Genomic DNA, 16,994 nt, shown 5'->3' with positions numbered 1-16,994 from the left:
GCGCTAGAGTTCGAATTTATAGCCCAGTCCGCGCACCGTTACCAAGTGCTTCGGGCGGGAAGGGTGCTCCTCAATCTTGGTGCGCAGGCGCTTGATGTGCACGTCGAGCGTTTTGGTATCGCCCACGTAATCCGCACCCCAGATGCGGTCAATGAGCTGGCCGCGGGTCAGCACGCGCCCAGCGTTGCGCAGGAGGTATTCCAGCAGGTCAAACTCCTTGAGTGGCATGGCCACCGGCTCGTCCGCCACGGTGACGATGTGGCGCTCCACATCCATCTTCACGCGGCCGCCGGATAGGATCTGCTGGTCTTCTACCTCGGCGTCCTCCGCGGCGTCCGCGTGGGAGGACTGATCGTTGCCGCGGCGCAGCACGGCGCGGATGCGGGCGATGAGCTCGCGGGAGGAATACGGTTTGGTGACGTAATCGTCCGCGCCCAGCTCTAGGCCCACGACCTTATCGATTTCCGCATCGCGCGCGGTGACCATAATGACCGGTACGGAGGAGGTGGCACGTAGCTGCTTGCACACGTCGGTGCCGGACATACCGGGCAGCATGAGGTCAAGTAGCACGATGTCGATGTCATTGTCGGCGAATTTCTCCAGCGCGGAGGGGCCATCGAGGGCGATAATCGGCTCGAAGCCTTCCTTGCGGAGTAAGAATGCCAGCGGATCGGCCAGCGACTCTTCATCTTCCACGATGAGAATGGTGGTCATTGTGCTTTATCCTTTCGACGTGCTGCAACGCGTGCTACCGCACGCTGGAGCCCAGGAGCCGCCGCATCGACGGAATCCTTGTCTTCATTATCCTGCAAGTCAGCCTCGTGCGCTGGCTTCTCTTCCTTATATATGGGCAACTCGATGGTAAAAGTAGAGCCCGTGCCAGGCCGCGACCACAGCTTGATATTGCCCCCGTGGTTGGCCACCACGTGTTTGACAATTGCTAATCCTAGGCCAGTGCCTCCAGTCTGCCGCGACCGGGCTTGGTCAACGCGGAAAAAGCGCTCGAAGACGCGCTTTTGATGCTCCGGCGGGATGCCGATGCCCCGGTCCGTCACCCGGATCAGCACGACATCATCCCCCACTACCTTCTGTGAGACGGAGACCGGCAATTCCTCTGGCGAATAATTGATCGCGTTGGAAATAAGATTGGACAGCGCGGTTACCAAGAGGGACCGGTCGCCCATGACCTGCACGCCTACGGACGGCCCTTGAGTCAACCTGATGGAGCGCGCGTCTGCGGCAAGCTGATTGCGCGAAATCGCCTCATCAATCAAATCGTCTACGTAGAGCGGTTCCATCTCCGGCAGCGCCTCGGCGCCCTGCAGCTTGGACAGGGAAATCAGCTCGCTGACCATATCCGCCATGCGGTTGGCCTCTTTTTGCACCTTGGTACCGAAGTACTTCACGTGCTCCGGATCCTCGGGGTCTTGCAGTAGGGCCTCTGCCAGCAGCGCGATGCCACCCACCGGGGTTTTCAGCTCGTGGGAGACGTTGGCTACGAAGTCACGGCGCGCGGATTCCATGCGCACGTTTTCGCTCTCATCGGTGCCGTAGATGATGATGAAGCGGCCATCGTTCAGCGTCAGCGGCTTGATAACGGCCCTCACCTGCGTGACGCGGTGCCCGGTGCGGCGCTTAGGGATGGCCAAGTCCACGGTGCGGGTTTCCTTATCCTCGAAGACCTGCTCCGCGGTCTTCCAGATTTCCGGATTGACGGCGCGATCGTGGACCACAGACATCTCGTGCGCCGCGGGGTTGGACAGGATGATTTCCTGGTTCCTATCGAGCACCGTCAGCGCCGTGGGCGAGCCCTGGACCGCGAGGTGGAGGCCTTGGCTCACGGTGGTGACCTGGTTTGCCTGGGCATCGCTCGCGCGCTGGCGGCGTGCCATGCGCTCGCGCACCCGGGAAATCAATGGCAGCGCCACCGCGCAGGCAACCACGCCCGCGAGAAAGACAAAAATTAATTCCACGTCATTAAGCCTAACCATTAGAAAGTCCCCAGGGAGCACCTCCCCGGGGACTTATATGCAGTAGTGGGGTTACTTGTCACCACCCTGCGCGGCGACGGCAGCGGCCCCGGCCTCGGCGGCCTCTGGGTCCAGGTAAGTGCCGCCCTCGTTGACCACGGAGCCATCCTCCGCAATCTCGTACACCAGCGGAATGCCGGTCGGGATATTCAGCCCGGCGATGTCATCATCGGAAATGCCATCGAGGTGCTTGACCAACGCGCGCAGGGAGTTGCCGTGCGCTGCGATCATGACGGATTCGCCCTTCTTGGCCCGCGGCAGGATCTCTTCCTCGAAGTAGGGCACGAAGCGCTCGACAACGTCCTTCAGGCACTCCGTCTGTGGGACCTTGTCCAAATCCGCGTAGCGGGGGTCGTTGGCCTGGGAGTACTCGGCGTCATCGGCAAGCTCGGGCGGGCGCGTGTCATAGGAACGGCGCCATGCCATGAACTGGTCCTCGCCGTACTCTTCCTTGGTCTCGGCCTTGTTCAGGCCCTGCAGCGCACCGTAGTGGCGCTCGTTGAGGCGCCAGTCGCGGATGACCGGGATCCAGTGGCGGTCGGCCGCATCCAGCGCGATATTGGCGGTGCGGATTGCGCGGCGCAGTAACGAGGTGTACAGCACGTTGGGCAGGATGCCCTCTTGCGCGAGCAGCTCGCCGCCGCGCTTGGCCTCTGCCTCACCCTTTTCTGTCAGATCAACATCGACCCAACCGGTAAATTGGTTGGATTCATTCCAGGTGGATTGGCCGTGGCGAAGAAGAATCAGTTTTCCGTTAGTCATGCCTCCAGCATGCCACGAAACCGCCCGGCGCGTCAGTGAGGCTAGTCTCCCATCGCGCGGCGTTGGTGGCAGTCAGGCACGGGAATCTGCTGGGCTTCGGCATAAATCTCCGTCAGCTCCCGGGCCGTGTTGGTCCAGCTAAAGCGCACGGCGTGCGCGACGGCGGCCTCGCCCATGGCGATGCGCCGGGGGTCATCGTCCAGCAGCTGGGTCAAGGAATCCGCCCACTCCTTCGGATCGTGGGACGGCACCAGCAGCCCGGTCTCACCATCGACGACAGCGATGGACAGCCCACCCACGGCCGCGGCGACGACCGGCGTGCCAGAAGCCTGGGCCTCGAGCGCCACTAGACCAAAGGACTCGTTGTAGCTGGGTACCGCCACAATATCCGCTGCGCGGTACACACCCACCAGCTCCTCGGGCGGGCGGGGCCCTAAAAAGCGCACGCGCTTTTGCACGCCCAACTCCCGCGCCAATTCCCTATACGCCTCCGGCGAGGCATTGGCCCCGGATGGCCCACCGCAGATGAGCACTCGAAAATCGCGGGTGGGCTCGCGGTGGCACAGTTCGGCGGCGGTCCGGATAAGGACTTCGGGCCCCTTGAATTTCTGTAGCCGCCCCACAAAGGCCACGACCTTGGTATGCAGCGGGATGCCCAGCTCGCGGCGGGAACGCTCCGTATTGCGGTCGGTACCTGGGGTAAATAGCCCCACGTCGGCGCCCGGGGAGACCACGCGGATGATATCGCGGTCAGCATCGTAATGCTCGGCTAGGTCGCGGGCTTCCTGATCGGTATTGACCACGAGGAGGTCTGCGTTATCCACCAATTGTTGCTCGCAGATGCGCCGCGCTTCTGATTCCACGGTGTCCTCGGCCGTGCGGTAGGCGTTTTTCACCGCGGCCAAGGTGTGGGCGGTGTGGACCAGCGGAATGCCCCATAGATCGCGCAGCAGCCACCCCACCTGGCCAGAAAGCCAGTAGTGGGAATGAATGAGGTCATATTTTTTGCCCTGCCATTTAGCAAATTGCACCACGCCGCCGGAAAAGGCCGCGAGTTGGGTGGGCAGATCTTCTTTTTCTAGCCCCTCAAAGGGGCCTGCCACGATGTTGATCACCCGCAGGTTGGGGGCCACGTCCACGATTTCTTTGTGGCTGGGGCGGGTCGCACGGGTATAGACATCTACCTCTACGCCTAGCTGGGCTAATTGGCAGGCAATATTTAAAACGTAGACGTTCATTCCGCCGGCATCCCCGGAGCCAGGCTGCTCAATGGGGGAGGTATGCATAGAAATCATGGCGATGCGCATGGTGACCCATCTTAGCGGCGCTATACTGGCCCCTGCCAATAACCTACGCTACCGAAAGGTCACGCATTGTCCGCTTATGAATCAAAGGCATGGCTCCAGTATTACCCGGAGTGGACGCCGCATAGCCTCGACTATGGCAACACCACCCTGTTAGACCTGTATGACAACAACCTCAAGGTCAATGGCGATAAGTCAGCCACGTATTTCTTTGGACGCAGCCAAAACTATTCCGAGCTGGACCGCCAAGTGCGCGCCGCCGCAGCCGGCTTGAAGGCCTTCGGCGTGCGCCCCGGTGACCGCGTAGCCATCGTTGCCCCCAATAGCCCGCAGTACATCGCGGCCTTTTATGCCATCTTGAAGCTCGGCGCCCAGGTTGTGCTGCACAACCCGCTTTATACCGCCCACGAGCTGGAGGGGCTTTTCCAGGATCACGGCGCGCGCATCGCCATCGCCTGGGACAAGGCCGCCCCCACCCTGGAGAAGCTGCGGGCTACCACCAACCTGGAAACGGTCGTGTCCATCAACATGATCAACGCCATGCCCACCCTGCAGCGCGCCGCGCTGCGCCTGCCGCTTCCCCCGCTCAAGGCCAAGCGCGAGCAGCTTTCTGCCCCGGCACCAAATACCGTGCCGTGGGAGGCGCTGATTGGCGATGCCATCGGTGGCAACGGCAGCGATATTAAGACGCCAGAGGACATTGATAAAGACACCGTCGCGCTGGTGATGTACACCTCCGGTACGACCGGTGCGCCCAAGGGCGCGATGCTCTCGCACGGCAACCTCGTATCCAACCTGCTGCAGGGCAAGGCTTGGGTTCCAGGCTTGGGCGATAAGCCAGAGCGCATGCTCGCCGCCCTACCCTTCTTCCACGCATATGGCCTGACCATGAACGTCACCTTGGCACAGCTTATCGGCGGCGAATTGGTCATCCTCCCCGTGCCGCAGATCCCGCTCATCATGCAGCTGATGAAGAAGCACACCCCGACCTGGGTCCCGGGCGTTCCTACCTTGTACGAGCGCATCGTCAAGGCCGCCGAGGAGCAAGAAGTACCCATCAAGGGCGTGCGCGCGGCCTTCTCTGGCGCATCCACCCTGCCTTCTGAGACCGTCAATAAGTGGGAAAACGCCACCGGCGGCTTACTCGTGGAAGGCTACGGGCTTACCGAGTGCTCCCCCATTATCGTGGGCAACCCCATGAGCACCGACCGCCGCCCCGGCTACGTGGGCATTCCCTTCCCGGATACCGAGGTGCGCATCGCCAACCCCGATAACCTGGATGAGACCCAGCCAGACGGTGTTGAGGGCGAGGTGCTGGCCCGCGGCCCGCAGATTTTCAAGGGCTATCTTAATAACCAGGAAGCCACCGATGCCGCCTTCCACGATGACTGGTTCCGCACCGGTGACATGGGCATCATGGAAGAAGACGGCTTCATCCGCCTAGTCAGCCGCATCAAGGAAATCATCATCACCGGCGGCTTCAACGTCTACCCGGGCGAGGTCGAAGAAATCCTGCGCGAGCACCCCAGCGTCGACGACGCCGCTGTCGTGGGCCGCCCGCGCGACGATGGCTCCGAAGATGTCGTTGCCTGCCTCGATCTTGCCGATGGCGCCGCGCTCGACCCCGAAGGCCTCAAGGAGTACTGCCGCGAGCGCCTGACCCGCTACAAGGTCCCGCGCACCTTCTACCACTTCGAAGAACTGGCCAAGGACCAAATGGGCAAGATCCGCCGCCGTGAGGTACAAGAAGACCTCATCAACCGCCTCGAAGCGGAGAAGAACTCCTAAAACACCTAGAGTTCCCACCACCATGCTGCGCACCATCGATACCCCCATCGGCCCGCTGCTGCTCACCGCGGATGCAGACGGGCTGTCCCGCGTTGACTTCGTCGCGATCCAGTTGGGTCGCGACGGAACCAGCAAGGGTCGCCGCAAACCCAATGAGGTTCGCGACGAAAACAGCAAGGGGCACCGCAAAACCAATCAGGTTCGCGGCGAGGAAAGCGGCGGAGTACATGGGGGCATCGACAAGCGCGGTGCAGACATCTTAGATGCGGCGCAAGAGCAGCTCGCGGAGTATTTCGCTGGGCGCCGCCGCGAGTTTGACCTGCCGCTCAACCCGGCGCCGACGACGGAATTTCGCGCCCAAATTCACGCGCAGTTGGACACCATTGGCTACGGCGAAATCTCAAGCTATGGCGAGCTCGCAGCCGCCGTGGGGCGCCCCGCTGCTACCCGGGCGGTCGGCACCGCCTGCGGCGCCAATCCCCTGCCGATTATTCGGCCCTGCCACCGCGTGCTGCGCAGCGATGGAACGCTCGGCGGCTATGCCGGTGGCCTGGATATCAAGCGTTTTTTGCTGACACTCGAAGAAAACTAGAGGATTTCCTCACGTTCTGGGTATACTCGCCCTTTGTAATATTTTTCTTTAGCAAACGAAAGGGCAGCGCGTGTCCGCATACGAATCCCGGGCCTGGATTAAGCACTACAGCGACTGGACCCCCGCCACGCTTGATTACGGCGATAAAACCATCGTTGACTACTACGTCAATAACCTCCGCATCAATGCGAATAAGTCCGCTACCTACTTCTTCGGCAGTACACAGAGCTACGCGGACCTAGACGCACAGGTGCGCGCCGCCGCTGCGGGACTTAAGGCCTTTGGCATCCGGCCTGGCGATAGGGTCGCCATCGTCATGCCTAACTGCCCCCAACACGTGGTGGCGTTTTATGCCATCCAGCTGCTCGGGGCCACCGCGGTGGAACACAATCCCCTCTACACCGCCCACGAGCTCGAGGGGCTTTTCCAGGACCATGGCGCGCGTGTGGCCATCGCCTGGGATAAGACGGCGCAGACGCTGAATAAGCTGCGCGCCACCACCCCACTAGAGACCATCGTGTCCGTCAACATGATCGATGCGATGCCACCGCTCAAGCGCCTCGCACTCCGGATTCCCCTGCCGCCGCTGGCCGCCAAGCGCGAGCAGCTAACCGGCACGGCCCCGAATACCGTGGCCTGGTCCACGCTTATCGGTTCTGCCATCGGCGGCGATGGCAAGGACCTCGAGATTGCCAAGGTCACGCAGGACGATATCGCGCTTATCCTCTACACCTCCGGCACCACAGGCAAGCCCAAGGGCGCGCTGCTTTCGCACGGCAACCTCATCTCCAACTGCGTGCAGGGCGAAGCCTGGCTGACGAATATGGACGCCACCGACCAGCGCTTCCTCGCCGCATTGCCGCTCTTCCACGCCTACGGCATGACCACGCTGTGCGTGCTCAGCATCTACTTCGGCGCCGAGCTCATCTTGGTTCCATCCCCGCAGATGCCGCTCATCATGGACATCGTTAAGAAGCACACCCCCACCTGGCTACCGGGCGTGCCCACGTTATACGAGAAGATCATGGACGCCGCCGAGGACAAGGGCGTGGATCTTGCCGGCATCAGCAACGCCTTCTCCGGCGCCGCTACCCTGCCGGTTGACGTGATGGAGCGCTGGGAATCCATGACCGGCGGCCGCCTCGTGGAGGGATTTGGTATGACCGAGACCTCCCCCGTGCTCATTGGCAACCCCATGAACGGCAACCGCCGCCCGGGCTATGTGGGCCTGCCCTTTCCCGATACCGAGGTGCGCATTGGCAACCCGGATAACCTCGATGAAACCCAGCCAGATGGCGAGCCGGGCGAGATGCTGGCTCGCGGGCCGCAGATCTTCCAGGGCTATTTCAATAACGAAAAGGCCACCGAGGAGTCCTTCCACAACGGCTGGTTCCGCACCGGCGATATGGCCACCATGGATGAGGACGGCTGGGTCAAGCTGGTTAGCCGCATCAAGGAAATCATCATCACCGGCGGCTTTAACGTCTACCCGGCCGAAGTCGAAGAGGTGGTGCGCAAGCACCCAGACATCAAGGAGGTCGCCGTGGTGGGCCGCCCGCGCAAGGATGGCTCCGAGGACGTCGTCGCCTGTCTCATCCTGCGCGATGGCGCCGTCTTGGACCCAGAAGGCCTCAAATCCTTCTGCCGCGAGCGCCTGACCCGCTACAAGGTTCCGCGCACCTTCTACCACTTTGAGGAGCTGGCTTCGGACCAGCTGGGCAAGGTCCGCCGCCGCATGGTGCAGCAGGATCTCCTCGATCTCCTCAAACAGAAGGCTTAGTATTAACCACCATGTCAGACCTCGAGTACGACGCCACGCTGACGGATTTCCTCGCCACCGCCGTAGCCAACTTCCCCCACCGTCCCGCCACCTTTTTCGCGGGCGAGACCCTGAGCTACGCGGAGTTGGATACCCGTATCGCCGCTGCCGCCGGCGCCCTGCGGGAGATGGGAATCCGCCCCGGCGACCGGGTGGCGCTGGTCTTGCCCAACTCCCCGCAGCACCTCATTGCCTTTTTCGCGGTGCTGCGCCTGGGCGCGGTCGTGGTCGAGCATAACCCTCAGTACACCGCCCACGAGTTGGCCCCGCTCTTTGCCCACCACGGCGCCCGCATCGCCTTGGTCTGGGATCAGGTCGCCGCCGTGGTCGATGGCCTAGCCAGCACGGTGATTCCCGTGTCCTTGGAGGCGCCCCTTCCCCTCTCCGGCGCCCCAGTGCCTCACCGCCAGGCCGCGCTTGCCGATGCCGCCCTCATCCTCTACACCTCCGGCACCACCGGCCAGCCCAAGGGCGTGGTGCTCACGCACGGCAACCTCGCCGCGAACTGCATCCAATTGGAAGCCCAGGCCGATCTGCGCCCGGGCCACGAGCGTTTCCTCGCCACGCTGCCGATGTTCCACTCTTATGGATTGACCATGAGCGTCTTGCTCGCGGTGCGCTGCGCCGCCGAGATCATCCTGCTGCCCTCCCCACGCCCCGCAGCCGTGGTCGGCGCCTTGGCACAGCGCCGCCCGACCTGGATGCCGGGCGTTCCCACCATTTATGAGCGCGCCATGGGCGAGCTGGCGGCAGAATCTGCCTCCGAGGCGGCCGCTGAGCCGACCGCCGAGCAGGCCACAGACCTGGGCGGGGTGCGCTACGCCATTTCCGGCGCGGCATCGCTGCCCGCGCGCATCATCGAGCCCTGGCAAGACCGCACCGGCGGCATGCTTGTCGAGGGCTACGGTCTTACCGAGGCCTCCCCCGTGCTGACCATCAACCCGCTTGGTGAGGGTCGGCGCGTGGGGACCATCGGCAAGCCGCTTGCCGATACCGACTTGCGCATCGGGGATCCCGCTGACCTTGACCGCAGCCAACCCGATGGCACGCCCGGCGAGATCCTTGCCCGCGGGCCCCAGGTTTTTTCGGGCTACCTCGATAATCCCGCCGCCACGCGGGAGGCATTCCACGGCGATTGGCTGCGCACCGGCGATATGGGTGTGCGCGAGGCCGATGGCCATTTCCGGCTGGTGGGCCGGATTAAAGAGGTCATCATCACCGGTGGCTTTAACGTCTTTCCCAGCGAGGTGGAACATGCATTGTTGAGCCACCCCGCGATAAGCCAAGCCGCGGTGGCCGGCGTCCCGCGTGCCGATGGTTCCGAGGATGTCGCCGCCTGCCTTGTGCTCCACCCCGGCGCCACCTTCGACGCGGAAGCGCTGCGCGAGCACTGCCGCGGCCTCCTGGCCCGCTATAAGGTCCCGCGGCATTTCGTGGTGCAAGAAGAATTGCCCACCGATCAGCTGGGCAAGCTGCGCCGCCGCCAGGTACAGGAAATCTTGGTGGCGGAAGTGTCCTCCCGCTAACTCGCGGCGCACAGTCGGCTGAAGAATCTATTCTGTGAAGTGACACTCGCAGCGATTAGGCTGGGGAGTATGACTGAACAGAACCAAGAAAAGATTAACGTCAAGTCCTTCGAGCTCGACCACCGCCTCGTCAGCGCGCCTTATATCCGGGTGGCTGACCGCACCGATTTGGGCGGCGGCGTCGAGATTATCAAGTACGACCTGCGCTTCTGCCAGCCCAATAAGGAGCACCTGGACACGGAGGCGCTGCACTCCGTGGAGCACATGATGGCCAACTTTATGCGCAACTACACCGATAAGCTCATCGGCTTTGCCCCTATGGGCTGCCGCACCGGCTTCTACGCCATTACCAACGGCATGGAGCAGGATGAATTGCTGCGCGCCGTTGAGGGTGCGCTGAACGATATCCTCACCGCCACCGAGGTTCCCGCCGCCAACGAAGAGCAGTGCGGTTGGGGCGCACACCACAGCTTGAAGGGCGCGCAGGATGCGGCCCGCAAGTTCCTAGACGCCAAGCCGGAGTGGCTCGAGGTCATGGCTGCCTAGGAGCCCGCAAGCAACACTTCCGTCCAAAACAACCGCGTTTCGCCAAAAATGAGGGCGAATTTTAGAAGAACGCGGTTGTTTTGGACGTTTTTATCTCCGCGCGGGCCTAAAACCCGGCGCGAACCCAGCGGCTAAGGCCCCGTCGCGCCGAGAGGCGCGGCCTAGTCCTCGTCCATGGATAGGCCCAGCCACACGGGCTCGGGCACGAGCTCGACGCCGAAGGCCTCGCGGACGCCATCGCGAATAGTGCGGGCCAGCGCGACAATATCGGCGGCGCTCGCGTTTCCGCGGTTAGTCAGCGCCAGGGTGTGCTTGGTGGATAGCGTTGCCGGGCCGGATCCGGGGTAGCCCTTTGTAAAGCCGGCGTTATCGATAAGCCAAGCGGCCGAGAGCTTCTCGTGCGGGGACGATTCGCCCTGTGCGGTGGCGACGGGGTGGCGGGGCATGCGGTCGGCGGGGGCATCGCCAAGCGTGGCGCGCACCTTGTCTTGGATGGCGTCGGCGACGCTGGATTCGACCACGGGGTTGGTGAAGAAAGAGCCGGCGGACCAGGTGTCATGGTCGGCGGCATCGAGCACCATGCCCTTGCCGCGGCGCAGGGCGAGGACCTCCTCGCGGACCTGGGCGACGGGGCGGCGCTCGCCGGGGGCATCGGTAAGCTGCCCAAAGCGCAGGGGGCGAGAGAGCCCATCCGTGGTCAATTGCAATTCGACCTCGAGCACCACCGCGCGGCCGGTGAATTTCAGGTTGGAATAGCGGTAGGCCAGATCGAGATCGGAGACGGGAACCCACTCATCGGCATCGGTGCGCAGGTTATACAGGCGCACACGGGTCAAGACCTCAGAAATCTCGGCGCCATAGGCACCCACGTTTTGCACGGGCACCGCGCCCACCGTGCCGGGGATGCCGGACAGGCACTCGATGCCGCCCAGGGACTGCGTCACGGATTCCGCCACGACCTCGTCCCATACCGCACCGGCTTGGGCGCGCACGAGGCCAGTTTCGGTATCCATGTCCACCGCGGCAAAGTCGAGGACGACGGCGACCACGTCTACCTCACCATCAGAAACCAGCAGGTTGGAGCCGCCGCCAACCACAATGAAGGGAACTTTTTCTTTCTCGAGGTACCGCAGTGCCGCAACTGCCGCTTCAGGCAGCGAGCAACGCAACGTGACCCGTGGCTTTCCCCCCACGCGCAAGGTGGTGAGATCAGCAAAGCTCGCCGTGGGATCCACGTCTACGCCGTCGATTGCTGTGAGTTGTTGCGTCAAAAATTTATCAAGCACGTATACCAAGGTAGTCTGTTAAGCATGTCAACTCGTAGTGAAAACACCGTAACCATCAATCAGCCTATCGACATGGTTCACAAGGCGCTGCTCACCCAGGGGTACTGGGAGTACATCGTGGCAAACCTTTCCCCGGAGGCAGGCCAGGTTCACGATTTCTCCGATAACGTAGCCACGCTCTACGAGGTCCTGCCGACCACCCTTTTGCCAGAGGCAGTGCGCGCCATGGTCTCGCAGGACCTCAAGGTCAAGCGCGTGGTCACCGTGGGCGAGCTCAACGGCCAGGCCGCTGACGTCAACTACACCGCTGACGTCAAGGGCACCCCGGTGGACTTCAAGGGCGATATTTCCCTGGCCGGCGAGGGCGAGATGACCAAGCTGACCTACACCAACGAGATCTCCGTCAAGATCCCGATGATGGGCGCAGCCATCGAGCCGAAGGTGGGCGAATCCCTGGCAGAGCTCTTTGATAACGAGGGCAAGCTGACCGAACAGTGGATTTCTGAAAACTCCTAAGGCACTCCCAACCTTAGAATCCACCGATTCCCATGGCCGACCACGCTCATAACCTGCGCGCCAGCGCAGCAGCGGGTCGGCCTTTTGGCGTTATTACCCGCGGCACCACCAATTACAACCGGCTGCGGCGCTGCGATAGGTGGATGGTCGCCCACCCAGAAATTTCGGCGCTGCTGCGCCACGTGCGCACCCCGCTCGCGCTCGACGTGGGCTACGGTGCCTCCCATACCACCACCGTGGAGTGGGCGCGGTGGCTGCGCCGCATCAATCCCCGCGTGGATGTGCGCGGGCTGGAAATCCACCCGGACCGGGTGCTACCGCCGCGCGATGGCGTGCGCTTTGAGCTGGGCGGATTTGAGCTTGCGGGCTACCGTCCGCAGGTGGTGCGTGCCTTTAATGTGCTGCGCCAATACGACGTGGACCAGGTTGCGGAGGCCTGGCAGACGGTGTGTTCCCGCCTGGCCCCTGGCGGGTTCTTCGTGGAAGGCACCTGCGATGAGCTGGGCCGGCGCGCGGCGTGGATCCTGCTCGATCAGCATGGCCCGAAGACGCTGACGCTCGCGTGGGATCCCTTCGACGTGGCCCGCCCCTCCGATGTGGCCGAGCGCCTGCCCAAAGTGCTCATCCACCGCAACGTGCCCGGCGAGCCCATCCACGAGCTCCTGCAGGCCGCCGATAGGGCCTGGGATCGCGCCGCTGGGTGGGCCCCGCACGGCCCGCGGGTGCGATGGCGCATGGCACAAGCCCTGTTTGCCGATGCCCCCTTTAACCTCCAGCCTCCCCGCCGCCGGCTGCGCGATAATACGCTCACTGTGAGCTGGGAGAGCATCGCGCCCCGCTAATATCCAGCACACATTGCCACCGGCCGCCTCATGCGCCACACTGGTAGTCATGGCTGCAAAGAAATCGGGCGGATCGCTCGCTTGGAAAATTGTCGTAGGCGTCCTCGTAGCGCTGCTTATTATCATCCTCATCGCCGAATTTGGCCTGCGCTGGTTCATTAGTAATCAGATGACCGAGGAGTTTAAAAATAGCGCCAAAGAAGAAGGCATCGAGGCAACGGAAGATCCCTCGGTAAGCTTTGGCGGCAGCCCCCTCCTCTTTGGGCTTATGCGCGGCTCGATTTCCCAGATGGACATGACCACGCCGTCGACCCTGCAGATCGAAGGCTCCCAGATCAAGGGGCAACCCGCCTCCGAAATCCACGTGGAAGATATGTCCACGGATGCGGATAACCCAGTGGCCGGCTCCCTCCGCGCCACCACCACCGTTCCGGATGACTACCTGCTGGCTAGCTTCCAAAAAGGAATCTCGGACCAATCCGGCAGCGACACCATTGGGAATATGGTGGTTACTGAAATCACCGCGAATGACCAGAGCGACGAGCTGGAAGTGAAGTTCGGCGGCGGCTTGGCCAGCCTTTCGCTCAAGCCCACCGCCCGCGACGGCAAGCTAGAGATCAATGCCACCGAGGCCGCCATCTTTGGCCTGTCGCTTCCTGAGCAAGCAACTAGTTCCATTTCCGAGGCACTGCAGGAAGGCATGTCTGATGAGCTCATTGCCAAGGACTTGCAGGTCGAATCCGTGGACGTGGGCGATGGCAAGCTCACGCTCACCTTTACGGGCACCGATGTTCCCTTGAATGATTTGGAACACTTCTCGGGCGAAAGCGACGAACAGAAGAAAGCCGCCTAACAACGTCGGCCGCAGAAGCGGCCGACCTAGGGAGAGACTTAGGCGGTGGGAAATTCTACGACGGGCAGCGAGCTGGACAGCTCGCTGCCTTTTTCTATGACGAGTGCGTGAAATCCCGCCTGGGCGGCGGCGGTTTCCGCGAGGGACCGCGCCGGCTCCACCTCCGGCAAGATGAGGCCCACGCGGGCTGGGTCCGGGCAGGCCTCGCGGATGGCGACGAGCTCGGAGAGGATAGGGGTAACATCGGCAAGCGTGGCATCAACGCTGACCCACACCTCGTCCGCGCCGGACTGGATGGCCAGGCGGGCCTCAGAAGCCTTGATGAGCGTGTGGTGCCGGCCGGTGGGATAGCCCGCCACGGCCGTAATGCCCGCTGGATCGGCTGCGGCCGCCACCGTCACGTGATGCGGCGAGACCAAAACATGCTGCCCGGCGGCCTGCTCCCTGACCTCAGTGGCGGAAGCGTGCAAGAGATTTTTCATGCTTAGTAGCTGTAGTCGCCGTTGATGATGGCCTTGAGCTGCGGGCGCACGTCAAACCAGTAGATGCCGGTGATGACCGTGCCAATCCACGCCAAAATTTGGAGGCCGGTAGCCATCGCAACCGCCGAGCCCGCAAGTAGGCCTACCCATACCCATTTACCCTTGCGGTCGCCGGCCCGAAACGCGTCCTCGCGCGTAGATGCCGCGAGCACGGCCCCGATGATGGCGGTAATGGTCAGGACCTGGAAGAAGTAGATGGGAAAATTATAGGCAATGTCAAGTAAGAGGTACATGCAGATTAATTCGTGGGTTCGTCGGTATCGATAACTTCGCCATCGATAATATTATCGTCCTTGTCCGCCGCAGCGGAATTACCGTTCTTGGGCGCGTTCTTCTTCTCGTTCACGCGCTCCTGGGCATAGCCATACGCGTCCTTCACGCCCTCGCGGGTTTCCTGGTACGCATCCGCGAACTTGTCCTTCGCCTCAGAGAAAGCCTCCGAGTCGCGGGTTTCTTCCGCGGCCTTCTTGATGGACGCGCCCCACTGCTTGGCGGTGTTGGTGGCCTTATCCAGCATGCCGTCCTTATCGCCCTGTGGGCCCTGCGCACCTGCGCCCTGCGCGCCCTGGTTCTCGCGCTCTTCCTGCAGGCGGCCGCCGAAATCCTTGGCGGTATTTAGCGCGGACGCACCGGCTTCCTTCAGGGAATCAAAAAGCTTCTTCTTCTCAGTCATGAAATCCTCCGTGTGATGAATTATTCCGGCGCATTAGGCGCCGAAAATGAGATGATTAACAGCATATATGGCCAAGCCTGCCAGGGAGCCGACGATAGTGCCGTTAAGGCGAATAAATTGCAGATCCTTGCCCACCATCAGCTCGATATTTTGCGAGGCCTCCTGCGCATCCCAGCGCTTGATGGTCTCCGGGATGATCGCGATGATCTCCGGGGCGAATTTCTCCACCGCGTAGCGCGCGGCCTTGTCCACAAGATCATTGGCCTGGGCCAAGAACTCGGAATCCTCGAGCAACCGGTGCGCTAGTTCCTTCACCTTGGCCGTCATCTTCTGCCGCAGGAAGGACTCCGGGTCATTGAACTGATCAATCAGCGTGGTAGAAATCGTGCGCCACATCGCCGCCGGCGCCTGCTGCACCTGATCAGAGGCAAGCATCTCTTGCTTGATGTTCTCAATGCGCTCGCGCATATCCGCATCCCACTGCAGATCCGCAGCCAGCTTGGATAGGTTGCGGCGAATGGCCAGGCGGGCCTCGTGGTTGCCATCGCGGCGAACTTCCTCGGCGAAATTAACGAGCTCGCTATAGACCTTGTCCCCCACCATCTCGCGGGCAAAGCGCGGCGCCCACCCGGGCATGCGCTCATCGATGGCCGTGACCACCGTCGATTCCATGCCAAGAATCTTCTTGTGTGCCCAGTCAATGAGGTCATCCTCCAGCGGGCGCGCCTTGCCGTCCGCGATATAGCCCTCCAGCAACCGGCCCAATGGCGGCCCCCACTCCGGCTCCGCCAGGCGGTCCATGACCTGGGTGCGGATGAACTGCTCCGCCTCAGCCGGGTCAAGGTCCTCCACCACGCTGGCGGCGCGCTGGCCAATCCATTCGGAGACCTCCTCCGCCTTGCCGGGTGCTGCCCCCTGGCGCGCCAACCACAGCGGCAGCTCCGCCTCCCGCACCTTGGCACTCAGCGCATCCGCGGTAAGGAAGTTCTCCTCCACAAAGTCCTTCAGCGCATCGCCCACGCGGTCCTTATTATTCGGAATCAGCGCCGTGTGCGGAATGGGCAGGCCCATCGGCCGGCGGAACAGTGCCGTCACCGCAAACCAGTCCGCCAGGCCACCGACCATGCCGGCCTCCGCCGCCGCACGCACGTAGCCCACCCACACTGGAGCCCCGCTTTCCGACGCCTGCCACCACGAACACCCCAAAAAGATCACCGCCGCACCAATCAGGAACGACAGCGCAATCGCCTTCCACCGCCGCAAGTCCGCCCGCCGGGCCTCCTGGTTACCGGCCTGCGGAACGGGAGCAGCGCCCGACGGCGCCGTTGCAGTTTCCGGCTCCGGTGCCGAAGCGGTTGCCGATTCGAGGCCTTCGTCCGCGCGGTGGTTCATGTGGTCTCCTTGGGATTGGGAAGGTGCTTTCGAGCTTCATTCTCTAACACTAGTGCGTCCTAAAACACTCGCTAAACCACGCGACCAATTCAGTTAGGGGTTAGACCTATGCCCCTACGGATCCTGATCTTTATTCGAAGGTCACGTTCCATTTCCAGCGCTTTCCGGTGAATAGCCTTTGCACATGGATACCTATACGTAAACTGGTTCCGCGCCTTCTATCTATGACAATCAAACCCCTGAAACAAAACTTAGCTTCGGTCTTCGAAAGTTTTCCGTCATATCACCGAATTGATATTGCAACGGGATATTTTAGCCTTCGCGGCTGGTCTTCGATTGACCCTTTAGTACGTGAGAGCTTTGAAACAGGGGATGTTGATGGGCCAATCGAGAGTGTCTGATGGTTTGTGTGTGTAGGTACCTAACCCGCATAAGAAGATGGAGGGCCTGACCCCTGTTTGGTGGACACCTGATATCCAGCCCAGTCGGGCTGGAAAGAAAGGTAATCTACCACCATGTCCAG

Annotated in this window: 17 protein-coding genes; 8 read left to right on the top strand and 9 right to left on the bottom strand. The window is 62.2% G+C overall.

Annotated features, from left to right (window positions below):
- Nucleotides 1-3: 3 nt before the first annotated feature.
- Genes QP970_RS10315 through mshA form a run of 4 tightly spaced genes read right to left on the bottom strand, consistent with a single transcriptional unit; the run spans nucleotide 4 to nucleotide 4,099 of the window.
- Nucleotides 4-714: a response regulator transcription factor gene (locus tag QP970_RS10315; RefSeq protein ID WP_284772071.1), complete on the bottom strand. Its 711-nt coding sequence runs from the start codon at nucleotides 712-714 to the stop codon at nucleotides 4-6.
- Nucleotides 711-1,991, bottom strand: coding sequence for a sensor histidine kinase (locus QP970_RS10310; RefSeq protein WP_284772070.1), 1,281 nt, complete (start codon nucleotides 1,989-1,991; stop codon nucleotides 711-713). The genes QP970_RS10315 and QP970_RS10310 overlap by 4 nt, the downstream gene beginning before the upstream one ends.
- A 51-nt stretch (nucleotides 1,992-2,042) precedes the next feature.
- On the bottom strand, nucleotides 2,043-2,792 hold the full coding sequence (locus QP970_RS10305) for a phosphoglyceromutase (RefSeq protein ID WP_284772069.1): 750 nt from the start codon (nucleotides 2,790-2,792) through the stop codon (nucleotides 2,043-2,045).
- Nucleotides 2,793-2,833: 41 nt separating this feature from the next.
- Nucleotides 2,834-4,099, bottom strand: coding sequence for a D-inositol-3-phosphate glycosyltransferase (mshA, locus tag QP970_RS10300; RefSeq protein WP_284772068.1), 1,266 nt, complete (start codon nucleotides 4,097-4,099; stop codon nucleotides 2,834-2,836).
- 66 nt (nucleotides 4,100-4,165) lie between these two features.
- Here mshA and QP970_RS10295 point away from each other — a divergent pair, with 66 nt between their 5' ends.
- From QP970_RS10295 to QP970_RS10275, 5 genes are all read left to right on the top strand, one after another.
- Entirely contained in the window at nucleotides 4,166-5,884 is a 1,719-nt protein-coding gene (locus QP970_RS10295; protein ID WP_284772067.1) for a long-chain-fatty-acid--CoA ligase, read from the top strand.
- Nucleotides 5,885-5,906: 22 nt separating this feature from the next.
- Complete coding sequence (locus tag QP970_RS10290; RefSeq protein ID WP_284772066.1) at nucleotides 5,907-6,476, top strand: methylated-DNA--[protein]-cysteine S-methyltransferase; 570 nt, start codon at nucleotides 5,907-5,909, stop codon at nucleotides 6,474-6,476.
- A gap of 70 nt (nucleotides 6,477-6,546) precedes the next feature.
- Nucleotides 6,547-8,256, top strand: coding sequence for a long-chain-fatty-acid--CoA ligase (locus tag QP970_RS10285; RefSeq protein ID WP_284772065.1), 1,710 nt, complete (start codon nucleotides 6,547-6,549; stop codon nucleotides 8,254-8,256).
- 11 nt (nucleotides 8,257-8,267) lie between these two features.
- Nucleotides 8,268-9,821, top strand: coding sequence for an AMP-binding protein (locus QP970_RS10280; protein WP_284772064.1), 1,554 nt, complete (start codon nucleotides 8,268-8,270; stop codon nucleotides 9,819-9,821).
- A gap of 69 nt (nucleotides 9,822-9,890) precedes the next feature.
- On the top strand, nucleotides 9,891-10,367 hold the full coding sequence (locus QP970_RS10275) for an S-ribosylhomocysteine lyase (RefSeq protein ID WP_023025084.1): 477 nt from the start codon (nucleotides 9,891-9,893) through the stop codon (nucleotides 10,365-10,367).
- A gap of 161 nt (nucleotides 10,368-10,528) precedes the next feature.
- Here the strand turns inward: QP970_RS10275 and QP970_RS10270 are convergent, their stop codons facing one another.
- Nucleotides 10,529-11,653, bottom strand: coding sequence for a UDP-N-acetylmuramate dehydrogenase (locus QP970_RS10270; RefSeq protein ID WP_284772062.1), 1,125 nt, complete (start codon nucleotides 11,651-11,653; stop codon nucleotides 10,529-10,531).
- A 24-nt stretch (nucleotides 11,654-11,677) separates the two neighbouring features.
- Here QP970_RS10270 and QP970_RS10265 point away from each other — a divergent pair, with 24 nt between their 5' ends.
- The 3 genes from QP970_RS10265 to QP970_RS10255 are packed head-to-tail and all read left to right on the top strand — an operon-like array spanning nucleotide 11,678 to nucleotide 13,864.
- Nucleotides 11,678-12,169, top strand: a complete 492-nt coding sequence (locus tag QP970_RS10265) for a DUF2505 domain-containing protein (RefSeq protein ID WP_284772061.1) — start codon at nucleotides 11,678-11,680, stop codon at nucleotides 12,167-12,169.
- 32 nt (nucleotides 12,170-12,201) lie between these two features.
- The gene (locus QP970_RS10260; protein ID WP_284772060.1) at nucleotides 12,202-13,011 is read left to right on the top strand and encodes a class I SAM-dependent methyltransferase; all 810 of its coding nucleotides are present in this window, start codon (nucleotides 12,202-12,204) and stop codon (nucleotides 13,009-13,011) included.
- 49 nt (nucleotides 13,012-13,060) lie between these two features.
- The gene (locus QP970_RS10255; protein WP_284772059.1) at nucleotides 13,061-13,864 is read left to right on the top strand and encodes an LmeA family phospholipid-binding protein; all 804 of its coding nucleotides are present in this window, start codon (nucleotides 13,061-13,063) and stop codon (nucleotides 13,862-13,864) included.
- Between the two features lie 38 nt (nucleotides 13,865-13,902).
- On the opposite strand, the gene QP970_RS10250 is transcribed toward QP970_RS10255, so the two are convergent.
- The 4 genes from QP970_RS10250 to QP970_RS10235 are packed head-to-tail and all read right to left on the bottom strand — an operon-like array spanning nucleotide 13,903 to nucleotide 16,471.
- Complete coding sequence (locus QP970_RS10250; RefSeq protein WP_284772058.1) at nucleotides 13,903-14,346, bottom strand: deoxyribose-phosphate aldolase; 444 nt, start codon at nucleotides 14,344-14,346, stop codon at nucleotides 13,903-13,905.
- A 2-nt stretch (nucleotides 14,347-14,348) separates the two neighbouring features.
- Nucleotides 14,349-14,639 carry a DUF2516 family protein gene (locus QP970_RS10245; protein WP_284770986.1) on the bottom strand — a complete coding sequence of 97 codons (291 nt, stop codon included), beginning with the start codon at nucleotides 14,637-14,639 and terminating at the stop codon, nucleotides 14,349-14,351.
- Between the two features lie 5 nt (nucleotides 14,640-14,644).
- On the bottom strand, nucleotides 14,645-15,079 hold the full coding sequence (locus QP970_RS10240; protein ID WP_284772057.1) for a CGLAU_01105 family protein: 435 nt from the start codon (nucleotides 15,077-15,079) through the stop codon (nucleotides 14,645-14,647).
- A 33-nt stretch (nucleotides 15,080-15,112) separates the two neighbouring features.
- Nucleotides 15,113-16,471: a DUF445 domain-containing protein gene (locus tag QP970_RS10235; RefSeq protein ID WP_284772056.1), complete on the bottom strand. Its 1,359-nt coding sequence runs from the start codon at nucleotides 16,469-16,471 to the stop codon at nucleotides 15,113-15,115.
- Nucleotides 16,472-16,994: the final 523 nt, after the last annotated feature.

This window comes from Corynebacterium sp. MSK073, from assembly GCF_030232085.1.
Lineage (GTDB): Bacteria > Actinomycetota > Actinomycetes > Mycobacteriales > Mycobacteriaceae > Corynebacterium.
This window is presented reverse-complemented; position numbering and strand designations above follow the sequence as displayed.